9 protein-coding genes, 1 tRNA gene and 1 pseudogene are annotated in these 22907 nt (G+C 65.7%); 3 read left to right on the top strand and 8 right to left on the bottom strand.

Annotation, left to right across the window (positions count from 1 at the left end):
* Nucleotides 1–103: 103 nt before the first annotated feature.
* Nucleotides 104–814 (bottom strand): teichoic acid transporter, encoded by a 711-nt coding sequence (locus B1526_RS05205; RefSeq protein ID WP_095615028.1) that lies wholly within the window; start codon nt 812–814, stop codon nt 104–106.
* Nucleotides 815–1245: 431 nt separating this feature from the next.
* Between B1526_RS05205 and B1526_RS05210 the strand changes: the two genes are divergently transcribed.
* On the top strand, nt 1246–1722 hold the full coding sequence (locus B1526_RS05210; RefSeq protein WP_095615029.1) for a prolyl-tRNA synthetase associated domain-containing protein: 477 nt from the start codon (nt 1246–1248) through the stop codon (nt 1720–1722).
* Nucleotides 1723–1797: 75 nt separating this feature from the next.
* On the opposite strand, the gene B1526_RS05215 is transcribed toward B1526_RS05210, so the two are convergent.
* The 5 genes and pseudogenes from B1526_RS05215 to B1526_RS05235 all read right to left on the bottom strand — a co-directional run bounded on the left by B1526_RS05215 (nt 1798) and on the right by B1526_RS05235 (nt 15622).
* Nucleotides 1798–1871, bottom strand: a tRNA-Gly gene (locus tag B1526_RS05215).
* 148 nt (nt 1872–2019) lie between these two features.
* Nucleotides 2020–2469 carry a holo-ACP synthase gene (locus tag B1526_RS05220; RefSeq protein WP_095615045.1) on the bottom strand — a complete coding sequence of 150 codons (450 nt, stop codon included), beginning with the start codon at nt 2467–2469 and terminating at the stop codon, nt 2020–2022.
* Between the two features lie 180 nt (nt 2470–2649).
* Nucleotides 2650–11832: pseudogene (locus B1526_RS05225) on the bottom strand (fatty acid synthase subunit beta domain-containing protein); the annotation flags it as partial.
* A 266-nt stretch (nt 11833–12098) separates the two neighbouring features.
* On the bottom strand, nt 12099–13727 hold the full coding sequence (locus B1526_RS05230; RefSeq protein WP_407641001.1) for an acyl-CoA carboxylase subunit beta: 1629 nt from the start codon (nt 13725–13727) through the stop codon (nt 12099–12101).
* Nucleotides 13728–13750: 23 nt separating this feature from the next.
* Entirely contained in the window at nt 13751–15622 is a 1872-nt protein-coding gene (locus B1526_RS05235; RefSeq protein WP_095615032.1) for an acetyl/propionyl/methylcrotonyl-CoA carboxylase subunit alpha, read from the bottom strand.
* Nucleotides 15623–16106: 484 nt separating this feature from the next.
* Here B1526_RS05235 and B1526_RS05240 point away from each other — a divergent pair, with 484 nt between their 5' ends.
* Nucleotides 16107–16841: a biotin transporter BioY gene (locus tag B1526_RS05240; protein ID WP_133088468.1), complete on the top strand. Its 735-nt coding sequence runs from the start codon at nt 16107–16109 to the stop codon at nt 16839–16841.
* Nucleotides 16842–17586: 745 nt separating this feature from the next.
* Here B1526_RS05240 and B1526_RS05245 read toward each other — a convergent pair.
* Entirely contained in the window at nt 17587–18654 is a 1068-nt protein-coding gene (locus B1526_RS05245) for a biotin--[acetyl-CoA-carboxylase] ligase (RefSeq protein ID WP_235607053.1), read from the bottom strand.
* A gap of 605 nt (nt 18655–19259) precedes the next feature.
* On the opposite strand from B1526_RS05245, the gene B1526_RS09325 reads away from it, so the two are divergent.
* Nucleotides 19260–21827: a DUF6020 family protein gene (locus B1526_RS09325; RefSeq protein ID WP_235607054.1), complete on the top strand. Its 2568-nt coding sequence runs from the start codon at nt 19260–19262 to the stop codon at nt 21825–21827.
* Nucleotides 21828–21852: 25 nt separating this feature from the next.
* On the opposite strand, the gene B1526_RS05260 is transcribed toward B1526_RS09325, so the two are convergent.
* On the bottom strand, nt 21853–22635 hold the full coding sequence (locus B1526_RS05260) for a PucR family transcriptional regulator (RefSeq protein ID WP_095615035.1): 783 nt from the start codon (nt 22633–22635) through the stop codon (nt 21853–21855).
* Between the last annotated feature and the right edge of the window lie 272 nt (nt 22636–22907).

Below are 22907 nucleotides of genomic sequence, written 5' to 3' on the forward strand. Positions count from 1 at the left end.
GCTGTGAGCTGACCGTGGGCTGACCGCGCGCCATATGCGACGTCCGCGTTGCCGTATCGGGAACGCGGACGTCGTGCATTGTATGAACATTGTGCGGCGCGCATCACACGATCGTGAGCATCCCTCCGAACATCACGATGAGCAGCGCGACCACTTCGAACACAAACCACAGCACAAGCGACGTCCACACGTGCGTGAGCACATTGAGCGGCGAATCCTTCTTGATGATGACGAGGAGTCCGACCCAGACGACGGCGAACGCGGCGAGCGCGAGCGCAGCCGCGATGATGCCCAGATTCGCGGCGTTCGCGATGCGCGCGGAGTCGCCGTACATGACGTATGTCGAATGCCAGAAGTCGAATTTGAGGAGCGATACGCCCGACACGAACTGTTCGGCGCTCAGGAACACGATGAACGACGTGAACCAGGGAATTTTGCGACGGTCGACGATCATCATCGCGAGCGACACGAACGCGAACAACGTGACCGCCCACGCGACGAGCGCGATGCCGCGCGGATCGATACGTTCGACCGCGTGCACGACCTGCGACGTGTGCCGCACCGCGAGCGTGCGCCCCGCCCAATACGGGAGCACGAGCGCCGCGAGTGCGAGCACACACCCGACCGTCCAACGCACCGGATGCGACTGGCTGCGCTCGATGTCCGCGAGTGAGACGTCCGATTCCGGAATCGTGGCTTCGGGATGCTTCGAGACGACGTTCGCCTCCATCTCCTGGCCGCTGTGCGGCTGGGTGGGCGTCGGGCGCGGCTCGGCGTCGAGCTCCGCGACCTCCCGTTCGTCGGCGTCCGCCATCGGTGACCTCCGTTCCCGCCCGCGTCCGCGACGCGCGCAGTTCCTGCCAATATGTCAGTCTCAGCATACGAACCGCGCCCTACCGTATGCGCCGGCGGCATTGTGCGTCGGTGTGCGCGTCGCGCGACCGCACACACTGCGGCACCGCACGACGCAGACACCCCCGTTTCCGTCGCGCGACCTCCACTTTTCGGCACCGCACGACGTAACTGCCTTCTCAGCGTCGCGCGACCGCACAGTCTGCGGCATCGCACGACGCAGACACCCCCGTTTCCGTCGCGCGACCTCCACTTTTCGGCACCGCACGACGTAACTGCCTTCTCAGCGTCGCGCGTCCGCACAATCTGCGGTATCGCGCGTCCGCACACACTGCACCACCGCACGTCGCAACCGCACAGCCCGTACACACACCCCGTGTACGATTCGGCGGCATGAGCATCACGGATACGTTGTACACGACACTCGCCGACCTCAACATCGACTACGACGAAGTCGCGCACGAGGCGGTCACGACCGTCGAGGCCGCGCAATTCGTCACAACACTCATCGGCGGCGTCGGCGTCAAGAACCTGTTCCTCACAAGCGCGCGCGGCGCATACGTTCTCGTTATGCTCGCGCAGGACGCACGCGCCGACCTGAAGGCGCTCGCGCGCATCGCGGACAGCGGACGGTTGAGTTTCGCGAACGCCGAACAGCTGCACGACGTCCTCGACCTCGAACCGGGCAGTGTGACGCCGCTCGCCGTCATCAACGATGAGGACGGCGACGTGACCGTCCTCATCGACCGTTCGCTCGAAGGCGCACGTCTGCTCATGCATCCGCTCACCAATACGAAAACGGTCGCGATCGACTACGCTGACCTCATCCGTTTCCTCGACGCGACCGGCCATACGCCGATACTGTTCTGACAGCACACCGACCGCATGCACACTCCCGTACGCAAACAAACATGGCTGATTTCGTTGGAAATCAGCCATGTTCAGTGGAGCGGATGACGGGAATCGAACCCGCGTAATCAGTTTGGAAGACTGAGGCTCTACCATTGAGCTACATCCGCGCATCGTCCGGAACCTCGTTCCACACAACGTGTGCCATTATACACAACGCCCAGCCAACCGCAAATCGTGTGTGCCGCAGCGCGACCACTTCCTCACTGCGGTACGCTTACGCGCGTCCCAGCGTACCGTTGTACGACACACGCCGTACTACTGCGCGCACAATATGACGGTCGCCGATGCGATGCCGCCATCGTGTGCGATCGACACGAACCACTGCGGTTCCGGTTGTGGTTCCGCGTCGCCGACAACATATCGTCCGACCGACGCGCGCAACCGCCGCTCCACATCCGCTCCGAGCACGACGCGTGGGCAGCCGTTCGCCTCAGCGAGTACTTCGATTGCCGCCCACGGCGTATCGTCGAGCGAATACGGGGGCGTCGCCGATCCGAGCGCCGCGCACCACGCTTTGACGACCGCTTCCTTCGCCGCCCATTTGCCGGCGAGGTGCACGGCTTCGCCGTCGTGTTTGAGCTCCGCGCGCATCCGTGCCTGCCGCAGTTCGCGGGCGGAGAACAGGGCGCGCATCCGCGTTCCCGGTGTGTCGAGCTGTTCGCCGAACGCGCGCACATCGACGACGTCATGTCCGATACCCAACATCGTCATCGTCACGACCTCCTCATATCGATACATTCCCGCACGACGGTACGCTTACGGACCTCTCAACGTACCGCAGTGCGTATCTACCACGCACAACGGTACGCTTACGGACGCCTGAGCGTACCGGAGTGCGGAAAGCACCGCACAACGGTACGTTCAGCCGCGCGCACAACACGCGCACTACCGCGCGTCGTAGACGCCGTCGGCGCCGAGGCGCGCGTCGGGGTCGAGCAGCATCGCCTTTTCGACTTCGTGCGCGTCGTAGCCGCGCCCGTCCTCGCGGAAGCGACGGTTGTCGATCGGCTCGTAGAGCGCGGCGCGCCCCATCATGCCTTCCTCGAGCCTGCGCTGTCCTGCTGCGAGGCGCGCGTTCGCACGTGCGCGCCACGCGTTGAGCGCCTCAACGCCGCACGTGTGCGCGACGGCCGCTTCGAACGCGCCCGGATGCACGATCGCCGCGAATCCGCTCACGTGGCCGAAGCCGAGCGATGTCGCGAGCGCCGCTTTCACCGTCTGCCGCGAACCGATCGCGAGTGGCGAACGCAGCCACACCATATGGTCGTCGCGTTCGAGTTTCGGGTCGACGCATTCGAGTGCCGCGTTCGCCGGCACGGTGCCGGACCTGAACAGCTGGGTGATGCCGTTGACCTGGAACACGCACGCGCCGCCCTTCGCATGTCCGGTGAGCGACTTCTGCGAGATCACGAACAGTGGATTGCCGTCCGTCCTGCCGATCGCGTGCGCGAGCGTGTTGTGCAGTTCCGATTCGTTCGGGTCGTTCGCGTTCGTCGAGGTGTCGTGTTTCGAGACGACGGTGATGTCGTCGGGTGTGACGCCGAGCGCCGCGAGGTCGCGCACGAGTTTCGACGACCGTCCGCCCATGCCGGCCGCGAGCGCGCCGAGGCCGGGCGCCGGGATCGACGTATGCGCGCCGTCGGCGTACGAGTGCACGAAGCCGATGACGCCGGCGACCGGCAGTCCGAGCTTGAGCGCGATGTCGCCGCGCGTGAGCAGCACGGTGCCGCCGCCCTGCGATTCGACGAAGCCGCCGCGCCTGCGGTCGTTCGCGCGCGAGAAGAACCGCGGTTCGATGCCCTTGTCGAGCATCTCCTGCGAGTTCGCCGTCGCGTTCATGTTGCCGAATCCGATGACCGATTCGACGCCGATGTCGTCGATCGCGCCGGTCACGACGAAGTCGGCTTTGCCGAGCGCGATCTTGTCGGCGCCTTCCTCAAGCGAGACCGCGGCCGTCGCGCATGCCGAGACCGGCTGCACCATGTTGCCGTAGCCGCCGATGTAGCTTTGCATGACGTGTGCGGCGACGACGTTCGGCAGCGCCTCCTGGAGGATGTCGGTCGGGATCTCATGGCCGAGGAAGCGGTCGAGGTACAGCTTGCGCATCGACGCCATGCCGCCGAATCCGGTGCCCTGCGTGCTCGCGACCATCGACGGGTGCACGGCCTGGAGGATCTCAGCCGGCGTGAAGCCCGCGGACAGGTACGCGTCGACGGTCGTCACGATGTTCCACAGCGCGATGTTGTCGACGTCGCCGACCATCGACGCGGGGATGCCCCACTTCGTCGGGTCGAAGCCGTCCGGGAACTGTCCGCCGACGGTGCGCGTCATCGTCGCGCGACGCGGTACGCGGATCATCGATCCTGCGTGGCGTGTCACGGTCCATTCGCCGCTTTCGTCGTCGGGTGCGATCGTTGTGTGTTCGGCGTCCATCGTCACGTATTCGTCGGCGATCGCGCGCGTCGGCACGTTGAAGCTCACGTCGTGGTCGAGGTAGACTTCCGCTTCCTCCTCGTCGGTGCCGCCGCGGTAGTCGTTGCCCATGCCCGTTTCGAACGGCCGCACGCCGGATTTCGCGACGACTTCGTCATGGTAGCGTTCCGCGATGTCGCTTTCGGGCACGAGGTTGCCGTCCGTGTCGTACCATCCGGGCTTCGGCGAATCCGCCCAGCTGAGCAGTCCCATGTTCCACGCGAGTTCGAGCACGGCGCCCGCGGACAGTTCGACGTCGCCGTCCGCGTGGATGCCGAGTTCGGCCTCCGCGCGCGTACGTCCCGACCCCCAGGGGCCGAGTTCGCCGATTGAGACGATGACGATCTCGTCCTCCGGTTTCGCACTCACCTGTGCCCAGTCCGCGAGGTCGACGTCCGCCTGGCGCGGCACGTGCGGCGTCGGCAGCGCCTTGATATGCGCGCCGCCGTCCATGGCCACCTCGGTGTCCGCGTCTACGGCCGCCGCCTCGGCGTCCGCAAGCGCTTCGGCGCGCAACGCCTTGATGTCGATCGGCTGCGCGCCGAGGCCGCCCGTGAGGTCGACGTCGAGTGGTGCGTCCGCGGCTTGCGCGCGTGCTTCGGCGGTCGTGAGCTTGAGCAGTTCCGCCGCGATCTCCTCGGTCGAATACGTGCGCAACCCGTGCCGTTCGACGACGTCGACGAGCGGGTCGTTGCCGCCCATGAGCCCGGTGCCGCGCACCCATCCGATCTTCGGATGCGCGAACGTCACACGCTCGGACCATGCGCGTTCGCTGCGCGCACGGTTGACGATCGCGTCGAACGCCGATTTGACTTCGCCGTACGCGCCATCGCCGCCGAACACGCCGCGGTTCGGCGATCCGGGCAGCACGACATGCAAGGTGTGCTGCACGTCCGTTTCGGCGCCGATTGCCGCGAATCCGGCGATCGCGCGTTCGACGCCCCACAGCATGAGGCGCGCCTGGGATTCGAACAACGCGCCCGAATCGGCGAGCGAACCGTGCACGGGTGGTGCCGCGAACGGGAAGAACAGGTCCGGTTCGTACGCCGGTTTGAGCACGGTCGTCGTCGCGCCGTTCGTCTTCTTCTGCACGTGGCCGACCCATGCGACGAGCGCGTCGACGTCCCGGTACGACGAGAGGTTCGCCGGTACGAGCCACAGGTTCGCGCCGCCGCGCGCATGCTCGCGGTATGTGCGCTGCGCCCACGCTTTCACGGATGGTTTGAAGCTGTGCGAGGTCGCGATGACGGTCGCGCCGCCTTCGAGCAGTCCGTTGACGACTTGTGCGGCGATCGAGTTCGGTGCGACGCCGGTGACGACGGCGACCTGCCCGTCGTAGGCGAGTGCCGCATCGGCGGCGTCCGCCGCCGCTTCGTCGGCGATCGCCGCGTAGCGTGCGGCGAGGTCGCCGTCCGTGTGCGCCGCGTACCATGCGGCCTGCGCCGCGACGGCCGCGCCGGCCGCCGTGAAGTCGCCGCTGAGCGCGTCCGTGTCGCCGTTGTAGTACGCGCGGGCGAGGTCCTCGCGTGCGGACGCCCAACGGTCGTCGAACAGGATCGCCTGCCGCGCGTCGAAGCGCGGTGAGACCTGCGCCGGCCAGTCGGAGCCGAGCTCCGCTTCGACGGCCGCCGCGATCGCGGCGTTCTCGTCCTCCTCCTCGGCGACGACAGGGGCGCCGAGGCCGAGCTGTCCGAGGACGAACCGTGCGGTCGCCGCAAGAACGCCGTCGGATCCGGTGACGGACTGTGCGTACGCGTCGAGCGCCGCCGAGTCGACGACGCCGCCTGACGCGCCGCCCGCGCTTGGCATCGCGACGTGCACGCCGTGCGCGGCCGCGACGGCCTGCACGGACGCGTCGATCATCGCGTTCGCTGCCGCCATGTTCGAAGCCGCGCCGGTGCCGAGTGTCGCGAGGTCGCCGCCGCGCGCGCTTGCGCCGTCGCGTGTGCCGAGGACGAGTTCGGCGGCCACATGGTCGGCCCATCCTGCGCCGAGCTGCCACGTCTCGGTCACACGTTTGACGATCTGCGGCAGTTTGACGCCTGCCGCACCGAAGAGCGCGCGTGTGCGGTCGCGGACGATGTCCGCGAGGACGGGGCCGAAGGCCTTGTAGTTCGGCGCGACGTTGTCGACGAGCGCGCTGAGGTCGCGGATCGAGGCTTCCGCCGCACCGTCGACGCTCGCGACGCCGAGTTCGGAGCTGATGTCCATCAGCAGCTGGTTGCGGCGTGATGAGACGCCGTTCGTCAACGTGTCGGTCGTGTCGTTGTCGCCGATCTGCTCGGGGCGTACTTTCGCCGCGTACGCGAGGAGTGTCGCGATGCCGTCGTGTGCGCGGAACGCGATGTCGGCGACGTTCGCGCCGCTCACGCCGTCCGCCGGCGCCACCGGTGCGGCGGCCGGCGCCGGTTCCGTGACGACCTCGGCCGGGGCGGCCTGTGCGGCGGGTGCCACCGCCGGCGCGCTTTCGGCTGCCGGCGCATCATCGTCGCGTTCGGGCACGAGCGAATCCGCATCGGTCATATACACGCGGCCTTCGTCACGGCCGACGTTGTAGACGGCCACCTGGCGGCGGCTGAATTCCGGCAGCCTGAGCGTCTTCGACGCGAGGTTCGCGAGCGTCGGCGCGTTGCCGAGGCCGACCTCGACGACTTCCTCGACGCCAAGCCCGCCTTGTTCGGCCGTGCCGAACAGCAGCGCCTGCGTCTCGATCCACCGCACGGGCGATGCGAACTGCCACGAGAGCAGTTCGGTGAGCAGCAGACGGCCGAGCTTCTGGTCGTCCTCGGCGTAGGACTCCCACACGGCGTCGTCGGCGAGCGCGGCGGCGATCCGCTCGCTCGGCACGACGTCGAGGATCTTCCGCGCGAACTCCTTCGTCATCTCGAACGGCGCGGCGACGAGGTTCGGGATGTAGAGCCCCTCAAGCGAACCGCGGTAGTCGATCTCGGCGGGCAGCAACGCGTCGAGCTTGTCGCGGAACTCGGGCACGCCCTTGCGCAGCAATGTCGAATGGAACGGCACGTCGATGCCGGGCACGAGCATGAACGCCGGTTTGCCGCCATATTCGGCGACACGGCGCGCCGCGTCCGCCTTGAGCGCCTTGAGGCCCGCGATCGTGCCGGCGACCGCGTACTGCTGCCCGGCGAGGTTGTAGTTGACGATCTCGAGGAACTCGCCGCTCGCCTGCGCGACCGATGCCACATAGTCGCGCACATGCGCGTCGTCGACGCCGAACTGGTTCGGACGCAGGGCACCCATGCGGTAGTTCGAACGGCCCTGCGCGTCGCGGTCGATCAGGTGGTGCATCGTCGAGCCGCGGTGGAACACAAGTTCGAGGACCGTCTCCAGCGGGATGACATGCGCGAACGAGCTGAGCGCGTTGTATTCGCCGAGCGAATGGCCGGCGAAATACGACGGGCGGATGTCGGCGCCCGCCTCGTGCATGCGAGCGGTCTGCGCGAACGCGACGGTCGCGAGCGCGACCTGCGTGAACTGCGTGAGGTTGAGCAGGCCTTCCGGATGACGGTACGTGACGCCGTTCGCCGTGAGTTCCTTCGGATTGTCGCGCACGACGGCGAGGATCGAGAACCCGAGGCGCTCGCGCGTGAGCTTGTCCGCGCGTTCCCACACGTCGCGCGCGGCGGGCGACTGCGCGCGCTCGTCGAGGACCATGCCCTGCTGTTGGATGCCCTGGCCCGGATAGACGAATGCGCTTATCGGCGCGCGCGTGATTGCTGTTGCACGTGAAACAAGTTCGCCGCCGATCCTGCATGTCACTTCGAGGACGAGCCCGGCATGCGCGACGCGTCCGACGCGTTCGACCGTGATCTCCACATCGTCGTCGAGCTGCACCATGCCGTACATGTTGTACGTCCATCCGGCGATCTCGTAGTGCGCGCCATCGTTGTCAAGCGCCTGCACGGCGTGCTGCGCGGTCGCCGAAAGCCACATGCCGTGCACGAGCGGTTGCGCGAGGCCGCTTATCGCGGCGCCGCGGCGCGACGTGTGGATCGGGTTGAAATCACCCGACGTGCGCGCGAACGCCGTCATGTCATGCGGCGCGCGCACGGTCACACGGCGCAGCATGCGGCGCGGCGTCTCACGGATGTCCTCAAGCAGCCCGCCATGGTTCGGCGCGGGCGTCGGCAGGTCGTCGCTGTAGGCGCGGCCGCGGATCGCGAAGCGTTCGGTCTCACGCGCGACGAGCGTGCCATCGGCGAGATGGTGTTCGACATGGATCGTCACGACGCGGCCGGACGCGGATTCCGCATACTGCTCGGCCCATCCGTACAGCGTGATCTGTTCGCCGGTATGCTCGAGCAGTTCGTCCTCGGTCATCTCGAGTTCGATGAGATGGTCGAGATGCACGGCGTTGAGCAGGCCCTCGATGACCGGATACCCGTCGACGTAGACCGAGCCGAGCGCCGCGTAGATCGTCGGCCATGCTGGGCCGACGAGCGCGTCGGGCGCGATCGGCGCCGGCGCAAGGTCACGTGGCAGCGCGCCGCCGGTCGCGGCCTCATGGTCATACCCGAGGTTGGCCGACAGCGTATACGCGGAGCGGGCCACACCGAACGGGAACTCCTGCGTGTCATCGGCGGGCTTCACCGCAGGCATCGCGTCGAGCACGTCACCGGTGATCGCCGTGTTGCCGATGCCCGCCGTGTCGGCGAGCATGCGGTAGACGTGCTCCGGGAGGCGCTCGCGGTCGACGACCGGGATCGTGCCCTCCGCGTCGAGCGCGACGTTGAGCGGGATGATGATGTCGCGCACGGCGTGCTTGCCGAGGCCGCCGTCCGGGTCGCCGTCCCAGAACGTGTCAAGGTGGATGTCGAGGTCGAATCGTTCGACGCCCGCTTCGTCGTCACGTCCGAGGTACGTCAGCTCGTAGGTCTCATCGCCGTGTGCGGTGCCGTACGCCGGGTTCGCCGTCTGGTGGCCGATCCACGAGATGTGGCGGCTTGCGCGGATGAACGATTCCGCGTCCGTCGCGTCGGCGAGCGACGCGAAGCGGCTGTCCTCCGCGTCCGCCGCGCAGTCGGCCGCATCGGCGGCGACGCGCGCCGTCATCGCGTCGTTGAAGCGGCCGAGGATGTCAGCGACCGGTTCGTCGACCGTCGTGATGCCGGCGACCGAGATCGGCCCGGGGATGATGCGCACCGAATCGGCGGAATACCGCGCGTCTTCGGACTGCCACAGCTGGTCCTGTCCCCACCAGCGCAGCAGGTCGTTGTCGATCGCGGGCACGAACGGCATCGGCTTCGGGTATTCGCGCACAAGCTCGATGAACCACGCTTCGTCGCTCGGCACGACGTTGAGCTCCGCAATCTGCGGATAGCGCGCCTTGAGCGCGGCGAGCGCGGCGAACGGATCGCCCTCGACGTCCTCGCGTACGGCGAACATCGGCGTGAACGCGCCGTGTTCGAGGTCGATGACGCGCGCTTCGATGCGCTGCAGTAGGTGCAGGTAGCGGTCGGCGTATGTGCCGTCCGCCCACGGGAACGAGAGTTCGGCGAAACGCCGTGCCCAATCCTCGTACGTCATCGTCTTGAGGTCGCCGAAATACGGTTTCGCGGTCGCGTTGAGCGCGTCGATGATCTCATCGCGGCGCGCTTCGAGTTCCTCGGGGTGTTTCATGACGCGCACAAGGAGTCGTCCGCAGCGTGCGGACGCGTTCTCGAGTTCGTAGATGTCCGCGTGCAGATGGCTCAGTCCACTCGTCACGCCACCGACGGCCTTGCCGCTCGGCACCCATTGTTCGCCGAGTGGCGCGAAGACGTCGCCGTCCGCCCCGTCCGCTTCGGTTATGCCGGGTGTTTCGACGAGGAGACGCTTGACTTCGGGGGACGTGTGCGCTTCCTTCGCCGTCATGACGGCGGTGCCGATGAGGACGCCGTCGACGGGCATCGCCGGGCGCCCGTGGCGCTCCGCCCACGCACCGCTCATGTAGTCGGCCGCACGTTCGGGTGTGCCGATGCCGCCGCCGACGACGAGGACGAGGTTCGACTGTCCGCGTACCTGGGCATACGTCGCGAGGAGCAGGTCGTCGAGCGATTCCCAGCTGTGGTGGCCACCCGCGGAGCCGCCTTCGACCTGTACGATGACGTCCGCCGGTGCGACGGCCTGCGCGATGCGCACGACCTGCCGGATCTGCTCGACCGTGCCGGGCTTGAAGCACACGTACGGGAAGCCGTCCGCGTTGAGTTCGTGGATGAGCGCGACCGCTTCGTCGAGTTCGGGGATGCCCGCGGAGACGACGACGCCGTCGATCGGCGCGCCCGACGCGCGGTGCTTCGGCACGATGCGCGACGTGCCGAACTGCAGGTTCCACAAGTACCGGTCCATGAACATCGCGTTGAATTCGACGGTGCGCCCCTCGTCGAGCAGGTCGGCGAGCTCGCGCATATGGCGGTCGAAGACCTCGGCCGTCACCTGGCCGCCGCCCGCAAGCTCGGCCCAGTATCCGGCGTTCGCGGCCGCGGCGACGATCTCCGGGTCGACGGTCGTCGGCGTCATGCCGGCGAGCAGCACGGGCGGCTTGCCGGTAAGGCGTGTGAACGCCGTCTCGACGCGCTCGCCGTGCGGGGTCTGGATGAGGCGCGGCGCGTACGCCGACCAATCCTGTACGCGCGCCGGGTCGTCGGCGCGTGCCGCGAGCGCGGCGCGGTCCTCGACGCACGCCGCTTCGATGACGCCGACGCCGGTGCCTTCCGCGACGGCCGTGAACAGTTTCGTGAGCGTCGTGCCGGGCCCCAAGTCGACCGCCCACAGTGTGCGCGGGTCGTGCGCGTTGAGCAGATCGGCGACTTCGCCGCTCCAATCGACCTGGTTGACGAGCACTTCGCTTGCGAGCGCACGCGCGAGGTCCGTGTCGATGCCGCATGCGTCCGCCCATGCGGTGCACTGTTCGACGGCCTGCGCCATGAGCGGGCTGTGGAACGGGAGCGTGACCTCAAGGTATTCGAGGACCGGGTCGAAGACGTTGCCGCCGCGCACTTTGTCGGCGCGCAGCTGCGCCTGCCGCTTGTGTTCCTTCGCCGCCTGCACGACGAACGACGCGAGGTCCTGCGGGTGTCCGGACAGTACGACATGGTTCGGGGAGTTGACGACGGCGACGGCGACCGGTCCGCGCGCATCGTCGACGCGCGCGATGAGCTCGTCCGCCTGTGCCGGCAGCATGCCTTTCACGGAAAGCATCGGCGTCGCGTCGCCGTATTGGCGCACGATGCCGTGTGCGCGCGCCTCGCGTGTGCCGGCAGCACCAATCAACGCGGCGATCGCGAGGATCTCGTCGATCCGGGGCTGCGCCGCGTCGATCGATCCGGCGTCGCGGATTGCCTGCGCCATATGCACGCCGAGGATGCCTTGTGAATGTCCGAGGAGCGCGACCGGTTCCGCGTCGGCGAGTGTGTAGCCGAGCTGTTCGAGGTCGAGCAGCGCGCCGAGTTGCGCGAGCGCGATGCCTTCGATGCTCACCGTCGCGTCGGCGGCCGCGCCGAGCGCGACCTGGTTCGTCTCGAAGCCGAAGAGGTCGGTGTCACGCCCCGTCGTCGCGAGCAGCTCGGCGGAGACGGGGGTGAGGAGGTCGTGTGCGCGGCGTTCGGCGGCGGTGAGGCGTTCGGCGACCGCCGGTTCGTCCATCAACGCGCGCACGGCGGCGGTCCACGGTGTGGACTGTCCCGCGAACATCAGCGCGTGGGGTTCGTTCATCAGTCGTTGCACGAATAATGCGTTGCTCATCTTCTCGTGTGTTCCTTTGGTTGTGTGATTGGTGAGTCGTCGTGGTGATTTGGTTGCGATTGGTGATTTGGTTGCGATTGGTTGGCGGCCGGTGGGTCGCGCTCAGCCAAGCCGTCCGTCTAGAGCGGTTGGTTGCCGTGGTGTTTCGCGACGCGCCGCGTGCGGCGTTTGCTTGCGAGGAGCTTGAGCGCCTCGACGAGCGTGTCGCGTGTCTGTTCGGGGTCGATCATCGCGTCGATCTGCCCGGTTTCCATCGACAGGTTCGCGTTGACGGTCGTGCGTTCGTATTCGGCCGCGTATCTCGCGCGTACGGCGTCGACGTCCTGTCCCGCGTCCTTCGCGCGTTGCAGGTCCTTGCGGTGGATGATGTTGACCGCGCCCGTCGCGCCGAGCACGGCGATCTGCGCCGCCGGCCACGCGTAGTTGAGGTCCGCGCCGATCGATTTCGACCCCATGACGATGTACGCGCCGCCGTAGGCTTTGCGCAGCACGACCGTGACGAGCGGCACCTGCGCGTTCGCATACGCGTAGATGACCTTCGCGCCGCGGCGGATGATGCCCGCGTGCTCCTGTTGCGCGCCCGGTTTGTACCCGGGTGTGTCGACGAGTGTGACGACGGGCAGGTTGAACGCGTCGCACAGCCGCACGAAGCGCGCGACCTTCTCCGACGAGTCGACGTCGAGGCCGCCCGCGTCGACGTTCGGCTGGTTCGCGACGACGCCGACCGGATGCCCGTCGATGCATGCGAAACCGACGACCGCGGACTGCGCGAACAGTTCGTGGACCTGTACGAATTCGCCGTAGTCGACGATGCAGCGGATGACGTCGAGCACATCGTAGGGTTGGCGGTCGTTGTCGGGGACGATCGAAGTGAGGCGCCGCGCGACCTCGTGGTCGGCGCGCGTCGCCATGTACGCGTACGTCGGCGGTTGCGCGTCCGCATGGGACGGCAGATACGCGAGCACGGTGCGCGCGTAGTCGATCGCGTCCGCCTCGTCGGCGCCGAGGTAGTGCGCGACGCCCGACGTCGTACTGTGCACGACGCCGCCGCCGAGGTCGTCCATGCTGATCGATTCGCCGGTCGCCGCTTTGATGACGTCCGGTCCCGTCACGAACATGTTCGAGTTCTCACGCGTCATGATGATGATGTCGGTGAGCGCCGGGCAGTAGACGGCACCGCCCGCGCACGGCCCGAGGATGAGTGAGATCTGCGGCACGTAGCCGCTCGCGTCGCACGTCCTGCGGAAGATGCGCCCGTATTGCGTGAGCGCGGCGACGCCTTCCTGGATGCGTGCGCCACCCGAATCGATCAATGCGATGATCGGGATGCGCAACGCGAGCGCCTGGTCCATCAGTTGGCAGATCTTGCGTCCTTCGGCCGCGCCGAGCGTGCCGCCACGCACTGAGAAGTCCTGTGCGTAGACGGCGACGCGGCGCCCGTAGACGTCTCCGAATCCGGTGATGACGGCCGCGCCCGCGCGTCCCGCGTTGATGTCGCCGCCGCTGAACCGTCCGATTTCCTCGAATGTGCCGGTGTCGAGGAGCAGGTCGAGGCGTTCGCGCGCCGTGAGTTTGCCTTTCACATGCTGCCGGTCGCGCGCGTGCGCTTCCGCGTCGCGCGCGAGCTGCGCCGCTTTGAGCACGGCGGGGCGAATCGGCTGCCGTTCGCCGTCCGCGTCGCCCGCATCCGTGTGCGCGGCCGCTTTGACGGCGTCGTCGAGTGTGCCGTCGGCGACGAGCGCCTGCAATGTCGGCGATTCGGTGATGTCGCTCATGCCTGCTCCCCCTTGTGTTCCGCATCGTGCGCGCCATGTGCATCGTGCGCGTCGTCGTCGCGCACCGCGCCTTCGACGTCGATCGTCAGCAGTGTCTGCCCCGCGTCGACGGACGTCGCGGGCGACGCCGCGATGTCGCGTACGGTGCCGTTGACGGGCGCGTACACATAGTTCTCCATCTTCATCGATTCAAGTACGACGAGCAGGTCGCCTTTGCCCACCGTCTGTCCGGTCGTCACGTTGATTCTTGTGACGATCGCCTGCATCGGCGACGAGATGACACCCGAACGTTCGTCACGTGCCGGTTTGCGTTCGACATGGTGCATGCCCTGCCCGCGCAGCGGCTGCGTCGGGCGTTCGGCACCGCGTGTGCGCGCGCCGCCCGTGAGTGTCGCGACGACGTCGCTCGGCACGGTGAGCACGACGCGTCTGTTGTTCATCTCGATGACGATCTCCTCACTCGGCGCGCGCGTGTCGTCGACGGCCGCGCTGAGTGACGCCGGCTGCCCCGCGCGTGTCGAATCCGGTTCACGGTTGAGGTACTTGCGTTCAAGCCACTTCGTGCTCACGGCGAACTCGGCGCCGTGTTCGGTGGTGAACTCGTCGTCGGAGAAGATCGTCTTGTATAGGTCGACAGGTGTCGGCACCCCCTCGATCTCGATTTCGTCGAGTGCGCGGCGCACGCGCGCGACGGCCGTCGCACGGTCGTGCGCGGTCACGATGAGCTTGCCCATCATCGAATCGAATTTCGGGGAGATCGTGTCGCCTTCGAGCACACCCGAATCGACACGGATGCCCGGTCCGCTCGGCCAACGCACCGTTTCGAGCGTGCCCGACGACGGCGTCAGGTTCGATTTCGGATCCTCACTCGTGATGCGCAGTTCGAAACTGTGGCCGCGCGCCGCCGGCGCGGGCGTGAGCGCGCGCCCCGCGGCGATGTTCAGTTGTTCGCGGACAAGGTCGACACCGCTCACCTCCTCGCTCACCGTGTGCTCGACCTGCAGACGCGGGTTGACTTCGAGGAAATACGCCTTGCCCGAAGGGGTCACCATGAACTCGCACGTGCCGAGCCCCACATATCCGACCGCTTCGAACAGGCGGCGCGAATAGCGGCGCAACTGGTCGAGCACATCCTCGGACAGGAACGGCGCGGGCGCCTCCTCGACGAGTTTCTGGTTGCGGCGTTGGACCGAGCAGTCACGCGTCGAATACACGGTGAACGCACCATGCATGTCGCGGCCGCACTGCGTCTCGACGTGGCGTCCGTTGTCGATGAACCGTTCGACGAAATACTCGTCAAGGTCACCGCCCTGCGCGGCGTTGTGGTTGAGGTAGAAGCCGCGCAGCTCGTCGTCGGTGCGCACAAGCGTGATGCCGCGGCCGCCGCCGCCATCGGTGCGCTTGAGCATAAGCGGATAGCCGTGCGTATGCGCGAAGTCCAGCAATGTGCGCATGTCCGTGACCGCGTGCGAAATGCCCGGCACAGGCGGCACCTTCGCCTTCTCGGCGACCTGGCGGGCGCTGATCTTGTCACCGAGCGCGTCAAGCGCACGCGGCGATGGGCCGATCCAGACGGCTCCTTCGTCAAGCACCTTGCGCGCGAACGAACCGACCTCGGACAGGAACCCATAGCCCGGATGGACGGCGTTCGCGCCCGAACGGCGCAAAATCGAAATGAGGAGGTCCTCGTTGAGATACGTGTCCGCATACGTGTCCCCGGACAGCAGGAACGCCTCGTCGGCCATGCGCACATACTGGCAGTGGCGGTCCTGCTCCGCGTAGACGACGACCGTCGGCACACCCATCTCACGCGCCGTGCGCACGACGCGCAGCGCGATCTCGCCGCGGTTCGCGACGAGCAGCTTCATGCTGGCGGTGGCGGGGGATGCGGTTGCATCGGCCGAATCGGATATGGGAGGTGCGGCCGCCGCAGATGGCGCGGATGACACGGCTGGCGGTCGTGAATTGGGGTCTTCGTCAAGCATGCGTTTCAGCATCCTCTGTTTCGCGCGGCGGCGACACTTGCGTTTGCACAAGAATCGGCACCGACTTTTGTTCACGTCCACAAACCGCACCGTAACCAATGTCCCGTAACGTGGTCGGCGAACGTGGCGGCGTGCAGGCGGCGGACGGCTCGCGGGTGGCTGTAATCGGCGGCGGCACCGCAGCACACAGCCATCCGCGGCGTCGATACGGCTGTAATCGGCGGCGGCAGCGCGAGGTGCGGCCGTCTGCGCCGCGGCGCAGCAGTTGGCGCGCTGCGGTCGCGCGACGCCGCCATCACCTACCCACACCCACCCATTGTCTACCGGCCGCATACGGCGACCCTTGAATCTGGAAGGACACAGCACGATGAAATCGGCAATGAACCCCAACAACAGTCTCACTATTCGGACACAGAAGGTCACGATTCGGCGTGTCATCGGCGGCGGACTGCCGGTCGCGCTCACGGCGGGCGCGCTGTGGGCGGCGGCTGCGATCGGCCGCATCGCGATTCCCGGCACACCAGTGCCGATCACACTGCAGACACTCGTGCTGATGATCGCCGCGGTGACGCTCGACTGGAAGCGCGTCACGAGCGCCGTCGCACTGTATCTGACGATGGGGATGTGCGGACTGCCGGTCTTCTCGGGCGGCATGTCGACGGCCGCGCTCGTCGGGCCGACGTGCGGGTTCCTCTACGCGTTCCTCCCCGCGGGCGTCGTCACCGCGACGCTCGCCGCCACACTCACGCGCGGCGTGCGCGGTGTGTGTGGTGGACGTGGCGTGCACGGTGTGCAATCAGACGGCATGCGTGCGGACAGCGCGCAACTGCATGCATCGGTTGAGCCGGACAATCGCGCGCGTGGAGGACGTGCGGGCGGTGTGCTGACATCGGCGCTCATGTTCGCGGCACATCTCATCGCGTGTGTGCTTGGCTGCGTGCTGCTGCAGGACTGTGTCGGCGTGCTCGTGCAGGCCGCGATGACGAAGGTCCCGCTCGACGCGCTCGCGACCGCATCGGCCGCGTTCATCCCCGGCGACCTGCTGAAAGCCGCGCTGGCTGCGTCGCTCGCCACCCCGATCGCGCTGGCAAAACAGCGCTGACGCGCGCGTACCGTAGCGCGGTATGTTCCGCAGATTGGTACGCTAAGCCCCCCTATGCGTACCAATCTGCGGCCACTCCCGCACCCCGGCACGCTAGGCGCCTCTTCAGCGTACCGCCCTACGGCATTCCCCGCACCCCGGTGCGCTGACACCCATCCACACATACCGACCCGCGGCATTTCCCGCACTGTGGTAGGCAAACGCCACCCCGCACGTACCATCCCGTAGTATCCCACCGTACGCAGCGTCCCACTCAGCATGCCCCCTCTGCCAACCCCGGACGCAAACGCCCCATTCCCCATCCCAATCCGCAGGCCTCAGCTGCGATTCCGGACACAACCACTCGTCTACGCGTCCCAATCCATAGGCGCCATCTGTATAACCAGATGTAGCGTCCCCATCCGCAGACGCCAACTACCAGCCCGGACGCAACTGCCCAACTTTCCGTCCCTACCCATAGGCCTCAGCTGCGGTTCGGGACGCAACGTCCCACCTTGCAGGCACCAACTACCAGCCCGGACGCAACTGCCCTACTTTCCGTCCCACTCCGCAGACGCCAACTGCGATTCCGGACACAGCGTCCCACCTTGCAGACCACCCATGCCAAAAACGGACGCAATCAACCCATTTCGCGTCCCACTCTGCAGGCACCATCGGCCAATCCGGACGCAAACGCCCCTCCGCCCCAATCCGCAGGCATCACCGACCAAACAGGACACATAACATAACAGTTCACCTAACGCCCCTACGCCTCCACCGGCAGCACACCCACGTCGGCGGTGTGTACGATCTTCTCTTCGCCACCGTCGGTCGTCATCAGCAGTGACGCGTCACTGTTGATGCCGCGCGCGATGCCGTATTCCGTCTCGCCGTTCGCGTAATGCACAACTATCGGATGCCCGATCGTCCACGTTTCCTGCATGAGCCGGCGCCACAGATGGTCCGCGGCCTCTTTCGGATTTTCCCCGAAGACCCACAGACGATTCTGCATATGGCGCGCGGTGCGCGACGCGATGAGGTCCATGACCGCCGCCGTCGACGGCCGCTCCCCTGTATGCCCAGGGCGTGTGATGAGCTGCCACGACGTGGACTGTTCAGTCGGCAGTTCGCTGACAGGAACATCGATGTTCAGCCCCACGCCATACACGATCGCGACGATGTCCGGATCGGGCACGTGCACGACCTGCGCGAGGATGCCGCCAAGTTTGCGCCCGTGGTACACGATGTCGTTCGGCCATTTGAGCATGACGTCGTCGCGCGTGTCGTCGATGTTCGACGGATCGCGCACGAGTTCCATATCTGTTTCACTGAGTGTTTCACGCAGTCCGTCGAGCACGGCGAGCCCCGCGATGATCTGCAGCCATCCGTTGAGTTGCGGATTTTGCGCGACCGTTTTCCCGACAGCTGACACGAACGACATCGTGAACGACTTATCCTGCACGCTGAACCACGTGTGGTCGAGGCGGCCGCGTCCCGCTGTCTGTTCGCGCGCGGCGACAATCGTCATACCGTTGCGATTCCAACGTCCGCTCGTGATGTACTGTTCCGCGACCGTATTCGTCGACCCGACTTCTTGGAGCGACACGACGTTCGCAACCGCTCGCGTGAGCGGAAGGTCGCCGTTGATGACGTTGTCATCACGGAACGGATCGATTGGTGCCGCGTTCGCTTGCGGCGTTGTGTCCGGCTGTGCGACGTTCGCGTTCTGCGTATCCGCCGTGTCCACATTTCCGCTACTGTTCCCGTTGTTGTCCGCCATCAGACCCTCCTCACCGTTGTTGACCGCCCGACGCGACGCTTCCTCCTCCATCATGCACCCGTGTGTCGAATTACACCGATGCGGCTGCGAGCGAACACTTCCGCCGCTGGTGCCCCGCATATCGGCGGGCCGTGACTCGCGAGCGCCGCATGTGCCCCGCGAGCGCCGCCCGTTCCGTCCCGATTTGCCGCGCGCATCTGCACTTCCACCCGCAAACCCGTCCGTTTCCGTCCCAATCCGCATGCCTGGCCGACCAACCCGCCCGTTTCGGCCCACTCTGCAGACCGGTCCAACCACTCCACTCACAAACCCGCCCGTTTCGGCCCACTCTGCAGACCGGTCCAACCACTCCACTCACAAACCCGCCCGTTTCCGTCCCAATCCGCATGCCTGACCGACCAACCCGCCCATTCCGCCCCGTTCAGTCCCCGTTCAGTCCCCATTCCGTCCCGTTCCGCAGACGCCACCTGCACATCCACCCGCAAACCCGCCCGTTTCCGTCCCAATCCGCATGCCTGGCCGACCAACCCACCCGTTCCGTCCCCTTCCGCAGACCGAACCGCCCATCCCACCCACAAACCCGTCCGTTTCCGTCCCGAACAGCAGACCGCGCCTACATATCACACCGCCATTCGGCCGCCGATTGTACAATCGCCACTATGGCACGTGAGCATTCCAGTGATTCCCGCACCTCAGCAACGACGCCGATTTCCAAGGCCGACGCGTCCGACGTGCGCGCTGCATCTGGCGCATCCGCCGCCGCAACCACATCCGCGACCAAGGGCACAGCCACATCCGCATCCGCGAATACAGCAGCCGCTCCCACCTCTGCCCTCGCGGACACAACCGCCGACACTTCCGCAACCGCAACCCGAACAACCACCGACTTCCACACATCGCGCCCGACGTTCGCCCACCGCTGCGGTACGTTCTTCCGTTGGCTTATCGTGACGCTCGCGTGCGTGTGGATTTCGTGGTGCGCCGCAATCGGCCCGATCATGCGTTCCGACGCCGGACTCGCCGCGTTCGGTTGGACGAACGCCCTGCTGTTCGTCATCATGTTCACGTGCACGTTCGGTTTCGTGCTGCTGCTTGTATACACCGCCCACCGTCGCGAGGGCATGTTCCGCCCGCACAATCTCACACACATCCATCCAATCCACCCGATTCCCACCTCCCCCACTTTCACGACCGCACCCATCCCCCCAACACCCCACCCATCATCCACCACCAATACAACCGATTCAATCGTTTCTTCCACACCCATTGTGGATTCCACATCGACTGTGGACAACCATACCGACATCCACACCACTTCCACCACAGATTCCACGAATCCCCCCACCGATCCCACAATCCACAGCGTTTCCCACAACCGTGCATCCACATCGTCGGTTATCCACAGATTCCACAACGCGGCACATCGTTTCACAACCGCCGCATCCCACGTCATCATGACGACGACATCCAACTGGAAACGCATATGGCTCGTCCTCATTGTCTGCTGGTTGTGGATTCCGACGACACTCCTCGCCGCGTTCGGCGCCGACATCTACTCACAGGCACGTGAATTCGCGTGGGCGTGGAACCAATGGACGGGCGTCGAGCAACCATACATCGGATTCTTCTCGTTCGTTCCGATGGACATCTATCCGACCGCCCACTACATGTGGCCGTCGTCGCCGACGTACCTGACCGACCAACACAACATCGTGCTGACCGTCTTCTACGGCGGTGCGCTCGCGATTTCGCGGTATCTGACCGGTTCGAACGACGCCGGCCTTGTCGTCCTCGCAGCCCTCCAATGGCTGTTCGCCGGTTTCTGCTGTGCGTCCGCCGCGAACCGTTTCTTCAATATGCCGTGGCTCACGCGCCGCGCGAACAGTACGGACGGTTCCCCGACCGTGACCTCGGTCGCCCCGTATCCGGGCACCCCCGCCGGGCCATGCGCGCGACTGCTCGTCATGATCGTGTTCATCTGCTGTCCGCTTGTGCTGTTCTCGACGATTTCACTGACGAAATCACCGCTGTTCGCGTTCACGTTCACGTGGTGGTTCGGTCTGATGTATGAGCTGTACATGACGCACTCCCCACGTCTCAAGTCACGTTCGCGCACATCGAATACACACGCATCCGCACAAGCCACCCCTGTGGATACGACGTTCGCGTTCCCCACACGGTTGTCCACATCCGCGGCAATCCACAATGACGTATCCACATCGAACGTTATCCACACAATCCACACCACCAACACACCCCGCACACGACGCGTCACGATCGCGGCACTCGTCGTCTCCGTATGCATCATGCTGATCAGCGCGAAATACGCGTGGTACATCCTCGCCGCGCAGCTCGTATTCTCGATACTCGCCGACCGTCGCCGTTGGAAACTCTATCTGTGCACATTGTTCCTGCCGACTTTGCTGATCCACGGTTCGATTTCCGCACTCATCGCTTCCGGCGCAATCATCAGCGGTGACGCAATCGAATCGCGCGGCATCCAAATCCAAATGATCGCGCGTGTCGCACGCGACAATCCGGACGCGATCCCCGCCGACGCGCGCACGAAACTCGCCCCGATCTTCAATCTCGACCAAATGGCGCAAGCCTACCGCCCCCAGGACGCCGACCCCGTCAAATCCTCCGGCATCCAGTCGAAAAAAGTCAGCTATCGTTGGCGTTCCGTGACGCCCGAGGATATGGACAACCTCAACAAAGCGTGGCTCGAAATCGTTCGCGCCGATCCCCTTTCGGCATTCAACGGTCTGTTCGCGAAGAGCTACGGCTACTTCGACATATTCGATCCCGCATACGTGCCGATGAGTTACTACCTCGACAACGACTACGTCCAGCAGACGAACACGTGGATCAAGTACTACAACCACGGTTGGCGTTCGCATGTCGCCGATTTCGCGCGCGGCTGGAGCAGCATTCCGGTGCTCGGTTGGTTCACCCACGGCAATTTCTATGTCACGTTCACATTGCTCATCGGCGCCGCGGAACTCGCGCTCAAACGTTGGCGAGCGTTGTCATGGCACATGCCGCTGTTGCTGCTCATGGGCGTCATGATTACGGCACCGGCGAACAATTTCGAACGCCATATGCTGCCGATCGCGTTCGTGTTCGGTTTCCTGTGCCTGATGTTCCATCGCGACACGTGCCGCCGCGTCGACGTTCCGGAGCGCACTATGGAGCCCATCACCGCGCACGACACGCCCCGTAGTTGACAACACGCGCGCGTTGAGTCGCGCGTCAGCGGTCGCGTATGCGTCCCAAAGCGATCGCCGTGTTCAATACGAACGCATCGCGCGGATCGGTCGCGTCCCATCCGGTCGTCTCCGCCGCACGCTTCAGCCGGTAGCGCACCGTATTCGGATGGATGTTGAGTTCCTTCGCGGTCGTTTCAAGCGAACCGCCGTGCCGTAGGAATGTGGACACGGTCACGAACGTCGGATCGTCGTCGTTCGCGCCGTGCAACACCTGGTACACGTTACGGTAGAGTTCCTCGCGCGCCATGTCGTCGCCGATGAGTGCACGTTCGGGCAGCAGGTCGTCCGCTCGCAGCGGACGGGTCTGTTCGACGAGGGAAGGTGCCGCTTGGAGCGAAAAAAGCGTTTCGCGCACGACGTGACTCGCGCCTTCGATGCCTTCACGAATCGGACTCACATACACCGCCGCGTCCTCGCTGAACGCCGACAGCATATTCGTGCACGCAACGCCAGCGGACACGGCCGCCTGCACACGTGCGCACACAATGACGAATGTGCCGTACACGCCGATGATCGGAGATGCTCCGCCCAAATCGGCGATAGCGGTTTCGATACGGGACACCGTATCCGCCATGTTCTGCGCGGGTTCTCCGCCGACGGCGAAGCATTCGAACGCGCCACGCCAACCGACGACGTTGAGCAGTGACGTGACACGTTCGTCATGCAGACCGCTCACGAGGCATTCGAACGCGAGCGCCCTGATCGTGCCATCGTCCGTGCGCCCTGCGAGCAGTTCCAAAATATCCGCGTGTTCGTCACCCAACATATCCCCGATTCTACGCGCTCCAGTGCGCAACCCATCCGCGATCGCGCACTCTGCACACGATCGCCACTGTACCGCTGCGCATACCAATTCCGCACAACGGTACGCTCAGACGACCGTCAGCGTACCGTGCTGCATACTACTCACGCACAACGGCACTTTCCATACCACCGCGCTGAGTATCCTCTGTCCCGATCTGCAGACCCGCCCCACCAAACCACCCGCAAACACGCCAGCTTCCGCCCCGAACAGCAGATCCGACCAACCAACCCACC

The sequence above is a fragment of the Bifidobacterium criceti genome (genome assembly GCF_002286935.1).
Taxonomy (GTDB): domain Bacteria; phylum Actinomycetota; class Actinomycetes; order Actinomycetales; family Bifidobacteriaceae; genus Bifidobacterium; species Bifidobacterium criceti.